The 15803-nt window shown below is 43.2% G+C and carries 9 protein-coding genes; 3 read left to right on the top strand and 6 right to left on the bottom strand.

Going from position 1 to position 15803, the window contains the following annotated elements; all coding sequences use genetic code 11:
• Positions 1–271 precede the first annotated feature (271 nt).
• From M0221_RS12065 to recG, 4 genes are all read right to left on the bottom strand, one after another.
• Positions 272–3370 (bottom strand): efflux RND transporter permease subunit, encoded by a 3099-nt coding sequence (locus tag M0221_RS12065; RefSeq protein WP_483283926.1) that lies wholly within the window; start codon positions 3368–3370, stop codon positions 272–274.
• Positions 3367–4713 (bottom strand): efflux RND transporter periplasmic adaptor subunit, encoded by a 1347-nt coding sequence (locus M0221_RS12070; RefSeq protein ID WP_483283927.1) that lies wholly within the window; start codon positions 4711–4713, stop codon positions 3367–3369. The genes M0221_RS12065 and M0221_RS12070 overlap by 4 nt, the downstream gene beginning before the upstream one ends.
• Before the next feature lie 398 nt (positions 4714–5111).
• A complete protein-coding gene (locus M0221_RS12075; RefSeq protein ID WP_483283928.1) occupies positions 5112–6227 on the bottom strand; it encodes an OmpW/AlkL family protein in 1116 nt (371 codons plus the stop codon).
• A 426-nt stretch (positions 6228–6653) separates the two neighbouring features.
• Positions 6654–9008, bottom strand: coding sequence for an ATP-dependent DNA helicase RecG (gene recG, locus M0221_RS12080; protein WP_483283929.1), 2355 nt, complete (start codon positions 9006–9008; stop codon positions 6654–6656).
• A 267-nt stretch (positions 9009–9275) separates the two neighbouring features.
• Between recG and M0221_RS12085 the strand changes: the two genes are divergently transcribed.
• On the top strand, positions 9276–10283 hold the full coding sequence (locus tag M0221_RS12085) for a patatin-like phospholipase family protein (protein WP_149493130.1): 1008 nt from the start codon (positions 9276–9278) through the stop codon (positions 10281–10283).
• A gap of 123 nt (positions 10284–10406) precedes the next feature.
• Here M0221_RS12085 and M0221_RS12090 read toward each other — a convergent pair whose 3' ends face one another.
• Complete coding sequence (locus tag M0221_RS12090) at positions 10407–10994, bottom strand: hypothetical protein (protein WP_011514709.1); 588 nt, start codon at positions 10992–10994, stop codon at positions 10407–10409.
• 402 nt (positions 10995–11396) lie between these two features.
• Between M0221_RS12090 and argA the strand changes: the two genes are divergently transcribed.
• Complete coding sequence (gene argA, locus M0221_RS12095; protein ID WP_149493131.1) at positions 11397–12719, top strand: amino-acid N-acetyltransferase; 1323 nt, start codon at positions 11397–11399, stop codon at positions 12717–12719.
• A gap of 129 nt (positions 12720–12848) precedes the next feature.
• Here argA and bamJ read toward each other — a convergent pair whose 3' ends face one another.
• The gene (gene bamJ / locus M0221_RS12100; RefSeq protein ID WP_149493132.1) at positions 12849–13580 is read right to left on the bottom strand and encodes a BamJ family beta-barrel-assembly machinery protein; all 732 of its coding nucleotides are present in this window, start codon (positions 13578–13580) and stop codon (positions 12849–12851) included.
• A gap of 426 nt (positions 13581–14006) precedes the next feature.
• Here bamJ and M0221_RS12105 point away from each other — a divergent pair, with 426 nt between their 5' ends.
• Positions 14007–15704 carry a mechanosensitive ion channel gene (locus M0221_RS12105; protein ID WP_020444501.1) on the top strand — a complete coding sequence of 566 codons (1698 nt, stop codon included), beginning with the start codon at positions 14007–14009 and terminating at the stop codon, positions 15702–15704.
• The last annotated feature ends 99 nt before the right edge of the window (positions 15705–15803 follow it).

A 15803-nucleotide genomic window follows, 5' to 3' on the forward strand; every position in this document is an offset into this window, starting at 1 on the left:
TTGATAAATTTAACTGAATCGACTATAACAAAGACTTGCTCAACTAAACCACTAAACTTACCAGTTTCAGACTAACGTCATACAAAGAACCATAATTAAAGCCCATCACCTTGGTAACTTGTCTCCCAATAACACACATTACGACTCTTTGACCTCATAATAGCTTGAATTAATCTAGTAGCTAACATCTTACCCATAAAAAGCTCAAACTATACCTGAATATAGTTTGAGCTTTTTATGTCGCTTACTAACAGTAATACTGTTAGAGCTGCTATTTTTCCTCAGTCATTATATCTGGCTTACCATTCGGAGCAAGCCACTTACCAAACCATCCTGATAAGTCATCCATCAAGGTATAGACCACCGGAATAACAACGAGGCTTAATAAGGTTGAGGTGACTAAACCTCCCAATACTGCTGCCGCCATCGGTCGACGGAACGTCGGATCGGCATCGCCCCAACCAAAGACCAATGGCAGCATGCCCGCACCCATCGCAATGGTAGTCATAATAATCGGACGCGCACGCTTACGACAAGCATCGATAATCGCCTCAAAACGTGCTAAGCCGCGCCGCTGAGCAATCAGTGCATAATCGACCAAAAGAATAGAGTTTTTGGTCGCAATGCCCATCAACATAATAAAACCAATCATCGAGGGCATCGACAGGCTGCTATTGGTAATTACCAAGCCTACAAAGGCACCACCGATAGACAAGGGCAATGCCATGAGAATCGTAAATGGCTGCAAGATGCGTCCAAATAATAATATAAGTACGCCCAAAATACAGACCACGCCGACCGACATTGCAATCACAAAGCCGCTAAATAACTCGGCCATATTTTCTGCTTGTCCTTGATCAATAATAGTAATAGAGGCTGGCAGCTGTTGCATACTAGGTATGCTCTTGACCGCTTGTACCAAATCACCAAGCTCACCATTGGCAGGCTGAACAGTAATACTAATCGCCCGCTCGCGATCTAGGCGACTGATTTGCGCAGGTCCAGTACCAAAGTCGAGTGTCGCAACTTCGCCAACACGCACGCCTTGTCCTGCTGGTAGCGCACTTGGTACATATAAACCTTCGAGTTGGCTGACATTTTGCTTAGCGATATCTGGCAAGCGCACGACAATTGGTATCTGCCGCGTATCTAAATTCAGCTTGGACAAACGTTGCTCATAGTCACCAACGGTCGCCACACGTAAGGTCGTGGCGATGTCTTGCGTCGTCACCCCTTTATCCGCCATTGCTAGCCTATTTGGCGTGACGGTCAACTCTTGGCGCGGTAGACTACGGTCACTGGTTACAGAACCTGCCGTCGGTAACAGACGAATCTCTGACATCATCTGCTGCACCGTTTGCTCAAGCAGTTGCGGGTCGGTGCTGGTCAAAGAAAAATTATAACCTGTCTCACCGCCACTCGATAACCCGACCGTGAAGCGCGCACCGGGTACTTCTGCCAATATAGTACTCATCTTACGCTCAATCTCTTGCTTAGAGCCGCGCTCTGCTCTTGGCGCAAGTACAATATCTAGACCTGCTATATTTTCTGCCTTGCCACCGCTAGAGTTTGAGTCCATTGTCGCCTGCGCCTCACCTACCGACGTAAAAATATTGGTCACTTCCGGCATGGCTAAAATACGCTCACTTGCCAGCGCGGCAACTCGTTCCGTGTCCGCTAACGCCACATCGGGTGTCAGCTCAATCGCCACCCGTGTTTGGTCAATATCATTGTCAGGTATAAAAGAGGTGGGTAATAATTTTACCAAAGCCAATGAAGCCACAAATAATACTAAGGTAGCACCCATCGTCATCCAGCGATGATCTAGCGTCCATGAGACCACTTTAAGATACCAATCCATCAGCGCGCTCTGCTTTTCAACGTGCTTCTTTTCTGGTTTTAATATATATGCTGCCATCATCGGTGTGATGAGGCGCGCAACCATTAACGAGGCAAATATTGATAATGCTGCTGTCCAACCGAACTGCCGGAAAAACTGCCCGACAATTCCGCCCATAAACGCAGTCGGTAAAAATACGGCAATCAAGGTAAAGGTAGTGGCAACAACCGCCAAGCCAATTTCATCCGCCGCTTCCATTGCCGCCTCATAAGGCGTTTTACCCATACGCAAGTGACGAATAATATTTTCAACTTCTACAATGGCATCGTCGACCAGTACACCAATGACCAGCGACAGTGCTAACAAGGAGATAATGTTGAGACTAAAACCAAACAGATACATACCCAAAAAAGTAGGTATGACGGACAATGGCAATGCTACAGCAGCTACAAAAGTCGCGCGGATATTGCGCAAAAATAAGAACACCACGACTACGGCAAGCAAACCACCTTCTATCAGCATCCGTAATGACGCTTGATAATCTTCAGCGACTGGTGTTGCTCGATCGTAAACTTTTTCAATACTAATATTGCCTACATCTGCTGACAGCTTAGTAAGCTCAGCGTCAACCAGCTCCATGACTTCCACTTCACTGGCACCACGCGAGCGCGTAATATTGAACGCAACCACCGTTTGCCCATCGAGCTTGGCAATAGAGCTAGGATCAGCCGCGCCATCCGTAATTTGTGCCATGCGTCCAAGCGCTTGCGTACCACCCGTAGGCACTGCAACTTGTAAGTTATTTAAATCGCTTGCGCGCTCAACGGCACCAAGTACACGAATGGTCTGCGTGGTTTTGCCGACTTCGGCTTCACCACCTGAGCTGTCCTGCTGAATACCGGTGATTTGATTGGATAATTGCGTGATAGAAAGCTTTAGACCACTCAAGGTAATAGGGTCAGCGGCAACCGTAATTTCACGCTGTAAACCGCCGATACGGCTAACGGTACTGACACCGGGTATATCAGATAAACGCTTGGTGACGGTATCATCGACAAACCAGGACAAGTCTTCTACATTCATGTTTTCAGCAGCGACAGAGTACGTGACGACTGGGAATCCTGATGTTGAGACTTTGGTAACGATAGGGTCATTGGCAGCGGCAGGCAAATCGCCACGTACCTCACCGACTGCTGAACGTACATCATCAACCGCTTCTTGGATGTCTTTTTCTAAGACGAACTCGGCGACCATAGTGGCAGCGCCCGTCTGTAGCGTGGTACGAATGTGCTTGACGCCCTCAATACTGGTGAGCTTATTTTCCACCTTTTTTGCAATATCGTTTTCAAGCTGCGATGGCGCAGCGCCCGGTAAAGTAACCGTGACCACCACCGCTGGTAGGTCAATATCGGGAAACTGCTGCACCTTCATTTGCATAAAGCCATAGATGCCGCCTAATGTCAGCAGTACAAACAGCAAAATAGCCACTAATGGATTTTTAATCGAGTAGGCGGAAACATTTAAACTCATGAGCGCGCCTGCGTGTCTGTGCCACTAGCCTGATTAGCAGTTGCTTGACCATTAGCATTCGCTTGCTTGCCAGTTTGGCTGAGAGCATCAACGACACGTACCAAGTCACCGTCATTTAAGAAGCTTCCCCCTTGCTTTACAAGTCGGCTCTCTGCAGGGAGTGGCTCTGTGAGCATAATACTATCGCCAAAGCGCTCGCCAAGGGTCACACGTTGTTGCTTGATACGACCTATATTCTTACCGTCTTTAGTACTGATATTGGTCACTAGCATCACATAGTCATAGCCGTCATTGCTGACAATGGCGCTATTAGGAACCGTTTGAGCGCTGCTACTACCCAATAAAAACTCGCCCGTTTGATACATGCCTGCTCGTACTTTTGCGTTAGCAGCAAGGCTAGCATAAATGGTAATTTGCCTATTATTATCAGCAGTTGGTGCAATGCGACTGACCTGCCCCATGACAGAATCGCCGCCCGGTAGGCTAACTTGCACTGGTGTGCCAACATTAACCTCACCAATCAGCTTAGGATCGATATCCGCACGCCATTCCAAAATACCACCTTTGATAATAGTAAATAGTGGGTCTCCACCAGCAACCATACCAACTTCAGCCATTTTTTCACTAATAATACCGCTAACCGGTGCAACCACATTGGCATTATTGACACTCAAGCGCTGCGTACTCAGTCGAGCTTTAGAGGCTTGCAGTGACGCCTGCGCTTGTAGTTTAGCCGTACGATAGCGATCCGCTTCTTGCTTGCTAATGGCATCAATATCAATAAGTGGCAGGACGCGGGCGGCATCGGCAGTGGCATTGGCAAGCGTCGCTTCTGCTTCGGCAACATCTGCTTCTGCTTGCAAGACTTGCTGCTCCATCGCGTCGGTATCAAATACAGCCAGTATTTGACCAGCTTTAACACGCTGACCTTCTTCGACCAATATCCGTTCAATCGCTACGCCGTTTACTTTGGCACTGACATTAGCGACATCCTTAGCATTGATGGTTCCGTCAGCACTGAGCGTATTACCAATATTATCTTGGCTTGGTAGCACTGTTTCGACCGATAATACAGCTTGCTCAATGCTAGCATCTTTTAGGTTAGCGCTATCGTTTTGCACATTGTTAGCAACGGGCGACTCATTGCTCGCTTCCTCATCATTGCCCCAGTACTTACCAACCAATACCCCAATAACGAGCACAATAGCCAATACTGGTAATAACCATAAAGGAAATTTTGATAATGGCTTATCTGATAAAGGCTTAGACGCTCGCGCATCAGATTGGCGGTATGGGGGTAGCTCAGATTCAACTGGCAGCTTGTTGTCTTCAACATCGCTCATGATAACTCTCTGTCAATACAGGCAATAATAAGGATATATAATATGAGGAAAATAATAGGTGAAAATAGGCTAGCATTACGTTAAACGAGCATCTTTATATGGTCAAAATGCTGTTTGTGACTACAATAGTTCGTAAATTTATTGAGCATAGCATATATTAAGTTGTCATCTGATTTATATATATAGTGTCTGAGCTTCGTAAGTTCCATACTGACTCAATATCGGCAGATGTAAAAACGCTCCAAGCGAACATATTAAAAGTGATAAGCAATACATACTGCTTATTAATGAATTTGACAGGATAGAGATTCTTTTTGTAGATCGTAAGACAAAACGCACATTCCTAAGAATGTGCGCTATGTTTATCCTACTATTCTGTAGTTACTATAAATCTTCTATTAGAAACGATAGCCGACGCCAAGGAAAGTAATATAAGGATCGATATCGAGGTGAGCTTTCGATCGAATCAACTCTTCATTCTTATCATTTTTAACGGTGATGGTCGTATCGCTGTCCAGTTTTGCATAAGACAATGACCCGACTCCAAACCATCTATCATTGAAATCATAAGTAGCGCCAACAGTGACGATAGGTGCAAAAGCGCTTTCTGCCTCCACATCCACGTTCATCTCTCGATTGGATGGCACATTTTCTAGCGCAGCACCCGATTTGCCATCTTTGATATTCTGAATTTGATGTCCAGCTGCCTCTAAATCTTTACGAATACCCTCATTTAGCTCAATACCGTTAAAATAGGCATACATGACCCCAGCACCGACATAAGGGCGAAACTTATTGACCCCAGATTTGCCAAACTGATATTGCACCCCCGCTGCCGGTAGCCATGCGCGAGCCTTAGATGCCACGCCATCACCTTGTTCTAAATCGGTTATAAGCTGTTCTTTTTTAATTTTAAATTTTGGTAGTGCATATTCTCCTATTCCACCAGCTGTAACCTCACCAGATATAGGTGCATACACTTTCCCTTTACCCATAATATCTACTTTAGGAGGAAATCCGGCTTTGACTTCAATCGACCAGTTATCATTTAGATAATAGTTAAATAGCGAACCAAAAGTATCAACATCAGCAGACTCAAGACCCGTACCTGGACTGCTGAAATTCTCTAAACCGCCAAGCTTAACTTGACCTGATACATCACCTAGGGTAGTTCTAGACAAATCAGTTTCTTCACCTCTAAAGCTTACTACCCCTATAGCAGTTAGGCCTGTATTTACTTTAACTTTAGTAAGCTCACTTTGATCAGGATCAATAACCTCTCTGACAGTTTTTATTTTAACACTGCCGTTTTTAGCGACAGTACCATCTTTAATGGCTGTCGTATTTTCTAGAGGATTGGCCGTGCCTTGCGGAGAGGCATGCAACCAGCCAGCAGAGACCGAAAAGCGTTTGAAGCTACCATCGGTTTTAAAATAATCGAATGCAGCAAACGCTGATTGGCTAAATAATAATGGTGTGGCGATAGCACAAACGAAGGTTAACGTCTTTTTCATGAAACATCCTTGTTAATAAATTCAGGTCGTTAATAAAAAGCATGAATGGCACAGTAGTCATCAAACAAAGCAGATAGATTGCCACTATGAAGTTAATCAAGTTCTCATCCTAACGTCCTGTTAGAATCGATAAAACGACTAGAAATACGCATATTTTAACCATATATCATTATGCAAAACGCGATATCCTAGCAAACGCATGGAAGACACTGTGCCAATCCATTATCGTAAACTGCCACACAAATAATCATAGTTCAATAATAACTCATGAACACATAAGTCAATATTAGTTCATTAAAATCAGAATACAGTGTTAATTATTGGTTGATAAATGATTTATAAAACCATAAAAAAGCCATTATTTTCTTAAAATAATGGCTTTTTTTATAGTAATCAGTAATAGAAAACAGGTTGAGTTAACTATCATTAAGCATTGGTATAACGACTTGCCGATGGCATCCAACGATGAATCAGTTGACTGACATCGGCTTTGCGTGCAGGATCTGCAATCAGATGCTTTGCCAAACGCTGGGCAATAGCAAATAACTGCTCATCCCGAATAAGGTGCGCCAAATAATAGCCGACATTACCTGTTTGACGCTTTCCTAATAACTCGCCCGGACCACGCAGCTCTAAATCTTTTTGCGCAATGACAAAACCATCGGTACTATCACGCAATACATTTAGACGTTCAATACCTGTCTCCGACAACGGCTTCTGATACAGCAGCACACAATAGCTTTTTGTTGAACCGCGCCCGACTCGCCCGCGTAATTGGTGCAATTGCGATAGACCCAATCGTTCTGCATTTTCAATGACCATCAGAGAAGCATTGGGCACATCAACACCCACTTCGATAACTGTGGTAGCTATTAACAAATCAAGTTGTCCTGCCTTAAACGCTTGCATAATGGCTTGTTTATCAGCGCCTTTCATTTTGCCATGCACCAAGCCAATACGAATATCCAAACGCTCGCTCAAATCTTCATAAGTCGCCTCAGCAGCTTGCGCATCGAGTACACTCGACTCTTCAACCAGTGAGCACACCCAATATGCCTGCCTGCCAGCTTCACAATTAACTGCAATACGTTCAATCACCTCATCACGGCGGTTGCGGTCAATTGTTACGGTAGTAATCGGTGTACGCCCTGGTGGTAGCTCATCGATAATAGAAGTGTCCATATCGCCATAAACACTCATCGCTAGCGTCCGCGGAATGGGCGTTGCAGTCATAATCAGCTGATGCGGTGTGCTACCAGCCACGCCTTTATTGGTCAACGCCATACGCTGCTCAACACCAAAACGATGCTGTTCATCGATAATAACCAAACCCAATTTGGCAAATTGTACCTGATCCTGAAAAAGCGCATGAGTACCAATGACTACTTGTACGGTATTCTCGCTCACCGCTTCTAACGCTTCGCGGCGCTGCTTAGCGGTTTGTTTACCAGCCAACCAACCGACCCCAATACCTAACGGCTCAAACCAGTTTTTGAAATTAACCAAATGCTGTTCCGCTAAAATCTCCGTCGGCGCCATGACGGCCACCTGCCAACCACTATCTAATGCATAACCCGCCGCGCCTGCCGCGACTAAGGTTTTACCAGCGCCAACATCGCCTTGTACCAATCTGAGCATTGGTATTGAAGTCGCCATATCAGCGGTAATGTCCCTCATAACTCTTTTTTGTGCGCCCGTTAAATCAAATGGTAACGCACCAAATAATTTATCTGCCAATGGACTTTGGATAGCACATTTTGGCGCTTTATACTGATGTAATTGCTGACGGCGATATAATAAGCTGAGCTGATGTGCAGTCAACTCTTCAATAATGAGGCGTTGACAAGCAGCATGAGTACGAGCGCTTAATTGGGTTAATAATTTGTATTGTTGACCAGCATCAGTATAAGTAGGCGGCGTATGCAGTAATACCAACGCTTCAAATATGGTTAAATTATAGACGTTATTGTTAGCCATACTTATAGCATCCGAACTGCTATTATTTTGACTATGATAAAAAGAGGGCTTCGTTCTATTGACGCTACTGTTACTGCTATCATTAACACTACTACTAAAACCGTTGTCAGGCACACTACGCGCGAGGGTGGAAAAGATATCTTCTGGATAATCTGGCTCGGTCATCGGTATTTTAGCTGGTTCAAAAGGCACTAATGGCAAATCCACAACGACTGAAAAATCCTCAGGCGTAAATAAAGTCATTGGCAAGCCATGACTACGAACCGTTTGCAGTGCAAGCTTAATCAATGTACGCAGCTTATTTTGATGTAAACCTTTAACGCTTGGATAAATAGGCTGTAAACCCGTATTTACTACCGTCTCGTTACTGCTGATAATTTGATATTCAGGATGATGTATCTGCTTACCGTAGCGGCTCACTTTGACTTCACCGAATAATTGCAGATGGGTACCTAGACACATGGTTTGAGCAAGTCCACGATATACCTTAAAAAAGCGTAGAGATATCGTACCCGTGTCATCATCTACAATCACCGTCATGCCGCTGCGATTGGTATCGACATGCACGACGCGACCAGTAATCATGGCGGCTTGTCCATGAGCCACATCGCCTATTGACACCAAGCGACTACGATCTTCATAGTCGCGCGGCAGATGTAGTAGCAAATCAAAGATACGGGCAATGCCCAATTGCGTCAATTGCTCGGCCACTTTTGGTCCAACACCTGCCAGCGCCGTCACCGGCATATCAAGTGCCAAAACGTCTAGTAAATGAGGTGTAGCAGGGTTAACCGATGTGGGCATCAAAAATCCTAACGATGTTAATATAAATTTTATAGGGTCAAGTGTCTTGTTCAAGAATTCATGCTAGCTTATAAGCTGTCTTATCATGTGATAATGATCAATATTGTGTAACGTGCCTAGCTATACCGCTAAATTATTATGCTAACTAATACCTTATGCTAAGCTATTTCGCCATACAACGTCTAGCTGATTTCTGCGTAACCTATTGATGAATACCCTACTACACCGCTATTTATTCCTCTATGATAATTTTTGATAAGGTTTTTTATGTCCTCTCATTCTATCTGCCACCCTTATTATCATTTTTTATTGACGCTTCGTCTGAGCCTCTTCGCTATATTCGCTATATTGATGAGTGCTTGCAATAGTTTGACGCCAGTCGCGCCAGCAGATACGTCAGTACCGAACAAACCTACGGTAGCTTTAGTATTAGGTGGTGGCGGTGCAAAAGGTTTCGCTCATGTAGGCGTGATTAAAGCATTAGAAGAGAACGGTATTAAACCGACACTGGTAGTAGGCACCAGTGTCGGGAGCTTAGTTGGTAGCTTATATGCCAGTGGTTATAATGCAAAGCAGCTTGAACACTTGGCACTGACCACCACTGATAGTGAATTGACAGACTTTACCTTATCTAACCAAGGTTTTATCGAAGGTATTAAGCTCAAAAACTTTATTAATGCAAAAGTACGAAAACAGGTTATAGAAGATTTTCCCATCTCCTTTGCCGCGGTTGCTGCTGAAAAAAATACGCTGAAAAAGACCGTCTTTACCACGGGTGATGTTGGGCTTGCGGTACAAGCATCCTGTAGTGTGCCTAATATCTTTATTGCACCGCGCATCCCTGAAAAAGTCGGCAAAAAATATATTGATGGTGGCGTGGTCAGCTTGGTGCCTGTGGATAGCGCCCGTGATTTGGGTGCTGATATTATCATCGCCGTTGATGTGACTGCTGCTAACACTAATACATCGACTGTCAATCAAAAACCAAACATCAATTCATTAACCAGCTTTTGGGGCTTTCTTGAAAACAGTTTAATCGCCAATGCAGCCTATAACGCGAAAGCATCTCCGATTAATCATAGCGCTGCATCAATGCGTCATGAGCGTGATCGTGCTGATATTGTGATTATGCCAAATGTCGGTCATATCAGCTCGCTAGATACTAGCCAGCGCAGCGCTGTGATTGCTGCTGGCTTGCAAGCCACTACCACCCAAATTCATGCCATTAAGCAACTTATTAACGAAAAATCCAAGAGTAAATATGCCACTCTTTAATTTATAGTGGAAAAGCATATATAAAAATCCTGCTAACTACAGATATTAAAGATTGACGATAAAAAAAGCACCACAGTGATTGCTGCGGTGCTTTTTTGTTGAAGCAGATATCAAAGCATAAACTTATTTGACACGTGCACGGTATTTCACTGCGACTGTATCATTAAGACCAACGCCTTCCAAATCCCAGCGTACGGCTTTATAGAATTTTAACGGAATTTCTTGCAACTGATTGTCAACTTTTCCACGTAGCGGCATACGGGCAAATGTATTGCCATCTGCACTACCATAAGGAAAATCAGGAGAAACAGCACGCAGCAATTCTACTTGTTCAGGAATACTCATCGTCACGGTCATTTTACGAACACGATCGGCATTGGTATTGGTAAAATAGCCTTGATACTCTAAAACATTACCTGACTGCAAACGCGTATTTGCATCCACAGGAACCAGTATTTCTTTACCATTGGCATCAACACTAATCAATGACGCTGTAATTCTACTGTTAACTGCTTGCGCATTTGACTGACTGTTTTGATTAAAGTTTGACTGAACCGCTACTGAATTATTAACGGCTTGTTCTGGTGTGGGCAACATCGCTGATGCTTGCGTGACAGCCATAACGCCAACGAGCGTACCAGCGACAACATGAAACAAACGGTGTCCAGTCCATGCACTGAATGGGTTCGCAAAATGGTTACTTTTCTTCATGACATTCATTATCCCTAGTTGATGTATCGGTAAAACAAAGCTGGTAAAAAAGGAGCTGGTAAAAATTAGTAGTTTTAAAAATATAGGACAATAAGCAATTTACCATCATATATGGTCATACTCAGTCATGTTAATTTTTAAACATTATTATTTTTATCAATTATCTGCGTAAGCCATCGGTAAAGCAATAGCGCTTAGCATAACAAAAAGCATTTATACGTACATTAACCCTGTGTTGATGTTGTGTATATCGTTAATCTGCTGTGAAGACTCTTTAACGCTACTGAAATAAAAGATAGCTCATAACGACGTTTTTTGCTATGGTAAATCTTTAGCGATCCTTTAGCGACAGGCATTCTCTGTCACGCCCTTTTTCTTATTCTAACGACTATTGCTCCCATTATGACTACTAGCGCCATGCCCCAGATTAACCCTGAATACGTCCATTGGTTCCGTAATTCTGCCCCCTATATCAATACCCATCGCGGCAAAACGTTCGTGATTATGTTTGGTGGTGAGGCGGTCAATCATCCAAATTTCAGCACACTGATTCATGACTTTGCTTTATTGCATAGCTTGGGTATCAAGCTGGTATTGGTGCATGGGGCGCGACCGCAAATCGAGAAAAACCTCAAAGATGCTGATATTGAATCGCCACTGCATCAAGACATTCGTGTGACACCTCGCGTCGCGATGCCTTCTATATTACAAGCGGTTGGTGCTATTCGCTTGCAGATTGAAGCGCAGCTATCGATGGGGCTTGCCAACTCACCTATGTACGGCTCACGTATTGATGCAGTGTCGGGCAATTTTGTCACTGCGCGTCCTTATGGTATCCGCGATGGCGTTGATTACCAGATGACGGGCGAAGTACGCTCTATCGATGTTGAAGCCATCAAAAATAATCTACTACACGATCATATTGTAATTTTAGGCTCTATGGGCTATTCGGCAACCGGTGAAGTCTTTAACTTATTGGCTGAAGATGTTGCTCTTAGTGCCGCCGTGGCTCTTGGTGCCGACAAGCTGATTTTCCTAGGCGAAGAAGCCGGTATCAATCACAATGATCGTTTGCTACGTGAGATGATTCCAAATGAAGTCGACCGCTTCTTACGTGACCGTGATCTAAACTGTGAGATTAATTACTTCTTAAGCTGTGCCAGCAATGCCTGTCGTCAAGGGGTTCATCGCACCCATATTATCTCTTATGCCAAAAACGGCGCACTACTTGAAGAGCTATTTACCCGTGATGGTTCTGGCACCTTGATTAGTCACGACCCTTACGAAGAGATTCGCCGCGCTGATGTCGATGACGTGGTAGGGCTGATAGAGCTATTATCGCCGTTAGAAGAGCAAGGTATCTTGGTCAGTCGCTCACGAGAACGCTTGGAGCAAGAGATTGATAATTATAGCGTCATCGAACGTGACGGCATGATTTTAGGTTGTGCAGCGCTTTATCCACTCAATACAGATTCAGCAGAAGTTGCCTGCGTCGCGGTACATCCAGAATATCGCAGTGGTAGCCGCGGCGCTGATTTACTGGCATTTTTGGAGCAACAAGCACGCAGTCATGGTCTACACAAGTTATTTGTATTGACCACTCGTACAGCACATTGGTTCGTTGAACAAGGGTTTGCTGAAGTTGAGGCAAGCGCCTTACCTGAAGTACGCCGCGAGAAGTATAATAACGGTCGCAATTCTAAAGTTTTCCAAAAGAACCTTTGAATAATGGCTCGTTAACGTCGAAAGCTTAAGTGCTATTTCTTACGCAAAAAGAAGCCCTCTTACATTAAGAGGGCTTCTTTTTGCTTCTATTGTATCAATACTAAATTAGCATTAATTAATTACTGCTAATTACTTTACTTTTAATAGCTCAACGGTAAAGATTAGCGTGCTATTAGGCTCGATACCTGCGTTACCCGCTTCACCATAAGCGATATCAGAGGGGATATAAAACTCGTATTTACCGCCCTCTTTCATCAACTGTAGACCTTCAGTCCAGCCAGCGATTACTTGGTTTAGTGGGAATTCAATTGGCTCACCGCGCTCATATGAGCTATCGAATACAGTGCCGTCAATCAATTTACCTTCGTAGTTTACTTCAACCACGTCCGTAGCTTTTGGCGACTTGCCAGTACCTGCGGTCACTACTTTATATTGCAGACCTGAAGCAGTGGTTTTCACGCCAGCTTTTTTGCCATTCTCTACTAAGAATGCGGCGCCCTTAGTTTTGTTTGCACCCGCTTTAGATTCCATATCTTTCACAAACTTCTCTTCCTGTTCTTTTTGATAGGCCATTAACACTTCTTGCATTTGCTCTTCTGTCAATGCTGCTTTTTTGCCTTCATAGCCATCACGGAAACCTTTTTCAAACGTATCAAGGTTCAGATCCCCAACCGCTTCTTTATTCCCTTCTGCCATCATATAGCCCAAGCTATAGCCTACTTTTTCCTTGGCAGGGCTTTGTTCAGTCACTGAAACACTTTTGGTAGCGGTTTCTTTACTGCCATTATTTGCGCTACAGCCTGTGATTAATAACATAGCACTAGCAAGGGCACTGATGCTTAGGGTAGTGATTTTTTTCATAAAATGCTCTCAAATTGTAATAATAGTGGCGAGATGTCACATTTATCTATAATAGCAAATCTTAGTTTTGCCTGCTATGACTCACTTGAAATTATCGGTCAAATGTACAGTCTATGTTAATATTTACCGTAAAAATAACAACTTATCACACAAATATAGTAAGACGTTAAGCTTTCTATCTTTAAATTCATAATTACATAAGTTAAGCTAAATTGGTTAAGGAAAGAAATAACAAAAGATATGTCTTGTTAATAGTGACTACTGATTGTTAATTATAAATTTCTTATAAAGCACTAAAATCAAGTTTACAAATAATTTTAATTAAAAATACTAATAAATAGGTGTGTGTTTGCCTCAGATGAAACGCTTGAATTAAAGTGATTTTCTTATCTTATAGCAGACACATGATCATTAGAGGAGGACAGGATGAATCCAATGTTTACATCGTTCAACGGTTATCTGGGTGGCCCTATCGGCTCCATCATCGGCGCTATTCTTATTTTCATCATTGGTTGGCTTGTCGCCTTGGGCATAGCTGCTCTGGTACGCGGCGTGCTGTCTAAAATCAATCTCAATCAACGTATGAACTCTTCAACGGGTAAAAGCTATGACTTAGAGGGCATCATCTCTAAGATTGTTTTTTGGTTTATTTTCGTTATCGCTATTTCTGGCGCGTTAAGTCAGTTAAACCTAAACTCTATTTCAGCACCGTTTGCCAATATGGTAAACCAAGTACTCACCTTTATCCCTAATCTTATCGCTGCTATTGCAGTTGGTGTGATCGGTTGGGTAATTGCAACAGTTGCACGTACTGCCATCAATGCTGCACTTTCAAAAACCTCAATGGATGAGCGTTTAAGTGCAAAAGCTGGTGTAAAACCAATGAGCAGCACGATTGCTGACATGGTTTATTGGTTCATTCTATTAGTAGTATTGACCATGGTATTAGGCCAACTAGAGCTAGATGGTTTATTTGCTCCATTAACCAATATGGTTGATAAAATCTTCAGCTTTATCCCTAATATTCTGATTGCTGCTGTAGTATTCGTAGTAGGTTACATCATCGCCAAAGTGGTACGTGGCATCGTAACCAACCTTGTTTCTACTTTTGATGTCCAGAAGCTTGCAACTAAAGCTGGTTTAAGCGAACAGAATAGCTTACCCAACATTGCAGGTTCTTTAGCGTTTCTAGTAGTGATTATTCCAACAATCATTGCTGCTTTAAATGCCCTAAAAATTGATGTAATTGCTCGTCCTGCAACCAACATGTTAAACAAAATCATGGAAGCCTTGCCAAATATCTTTATGGCAATTGCTATCTTGGTTGTGACTTTTTATGTTGTACGTATGGTTGCAAACATCATTAAAGGCTTGCTTGAAAATACGCAAATCAATCAGTTACCTGCCAAAGTTGGTCTTCAACAGACCATGGGTGATAAAAAGGTTTCTGACTTAGTTGGCTATGCCATCGTATTTTTTGCCATGTTATTTGCCTCTATCGCTGCTGCTGACTTATTAGGTTTTGAACCTATCTCAGCCATTATTGCGATGTTTATTGCTTTCGGTGCCAATATCATCCTAGGCGCAATCATCCTATTCATCGGTTTTTGGCTTGCCAATATCATCGCTGGTGTCGTTGAGCGCTCTGAACAAGGTTCACAGTTCCTAGCAAATATCGTGCGCGTTTTGATCATGGGCTTAGTTCTTGCCATGGGTCTAAAAGCGATGGGTATTGCGGATTCTATCGTTAACCTAGCATTTGGACTAACTTTAGGTGCAGTTGCCGTAGCATTTGCCCTATCGTTTGGTCTAGGTGGTCAAGAAGCAGCAGCACGTTTCTTACGCAAAATGCAGGATAAAATGGACAGAGAACGTGACGAAGCAAAAGCAAAATCTGCTTTGACACCAAGCTCATCGACTCAAGATAAGGTTGCTGCTTCAGTACGTGACAATACGCCAAGTACAGCTACTGATACGTTTGGTAGCAGCACAACCCAAGTAGATAATAATACCATCACACCTAATAACTTAAGCTCTACCAGTGATGTAAATTCTTCTACGGTTGATATCAATCATATTGCAACTGATGATAGTGATATCGATGGTCCTAATAATCTAAGATAATTTATCGTCATTAATTTATTTTATAAAAAAGACAGCTTATGCTGTCTTTTTTTATGTTTGATAATAAGCAATTTTAGTCATTATTATTAGGGCGAGATG

The sequence above is a fragment of the Psychrobacter sp. ANT206 genome, assembly GCF_056880555.1.

What these genes read in the sequence shown, in the direction of transcription:
- M0221_RS12065 (WP_483283926.1), bottom strand. Translation starts at nt 3,370, where the DNA reads ATGAGTTTAAATGTTTCCGCCTACTCGATTAAAAATCCATTAGTGGCT.
- M0221_RS12070 (WP_483283927.1), bottom strand. Translation starts at nt 4,713, where the DNA reads ATGAGCGATGTTGAAGACAACAAGCTGCCAGTTGAATCTGAGCTACCC.
- M0221_RS12075 (WP_483283928.1), bottom strand. Translation starts at nt 6,227, where the DNA reads ATGAAAAAGACGTTAACCTTCGTTTGTGCTATCGCCACACCATTATTA.
- recG (WP_483283929.1), bottom strand. Translation starts at nt 9,008, where the DNA reads ATGCCCACATCGGTTAACCCTGCTACACCTCATTTACTAGACGTTTTG.
- M0221_RS12085 (WP_149493130.1), top strand. Translation starts at nt 9,276, where the DNA reads ATGTCCTCTCATTCTATCTGCCACCCTTATTATCATTTTTTATTGACG.
- M0221_RS12090 (WP_011514709.1), bottom strand. Translation starts at nt 10,994, where the DNA reads ATGAAGAAAAGTAACCATTTTGCGAACCCATTCAGTGCATGGACTGGA.
- argA (WP_149493131.1), top strand. Translation starts at nt 11,397, where the DNA reads ATGACTACTAGCGCCATGCCCCAGATTAACCCTGAATACGTCCATTGG.
- bamJ (WP_149493132.1), bottom strand. Translation starts at nt 13,580, where the DNA reads ATGAAAAAAATCACTACCCTAAGCATCAGTGCCCTTGCTAGTGCTATG.
- M0221_RS12105 (WP_020444501.1), top strand. Translation starts at nt 14,007, where the DNA reads ATGAATCCAATGTTTACATCGTTCAACGGTTATCTGGGTGGCCCTATC.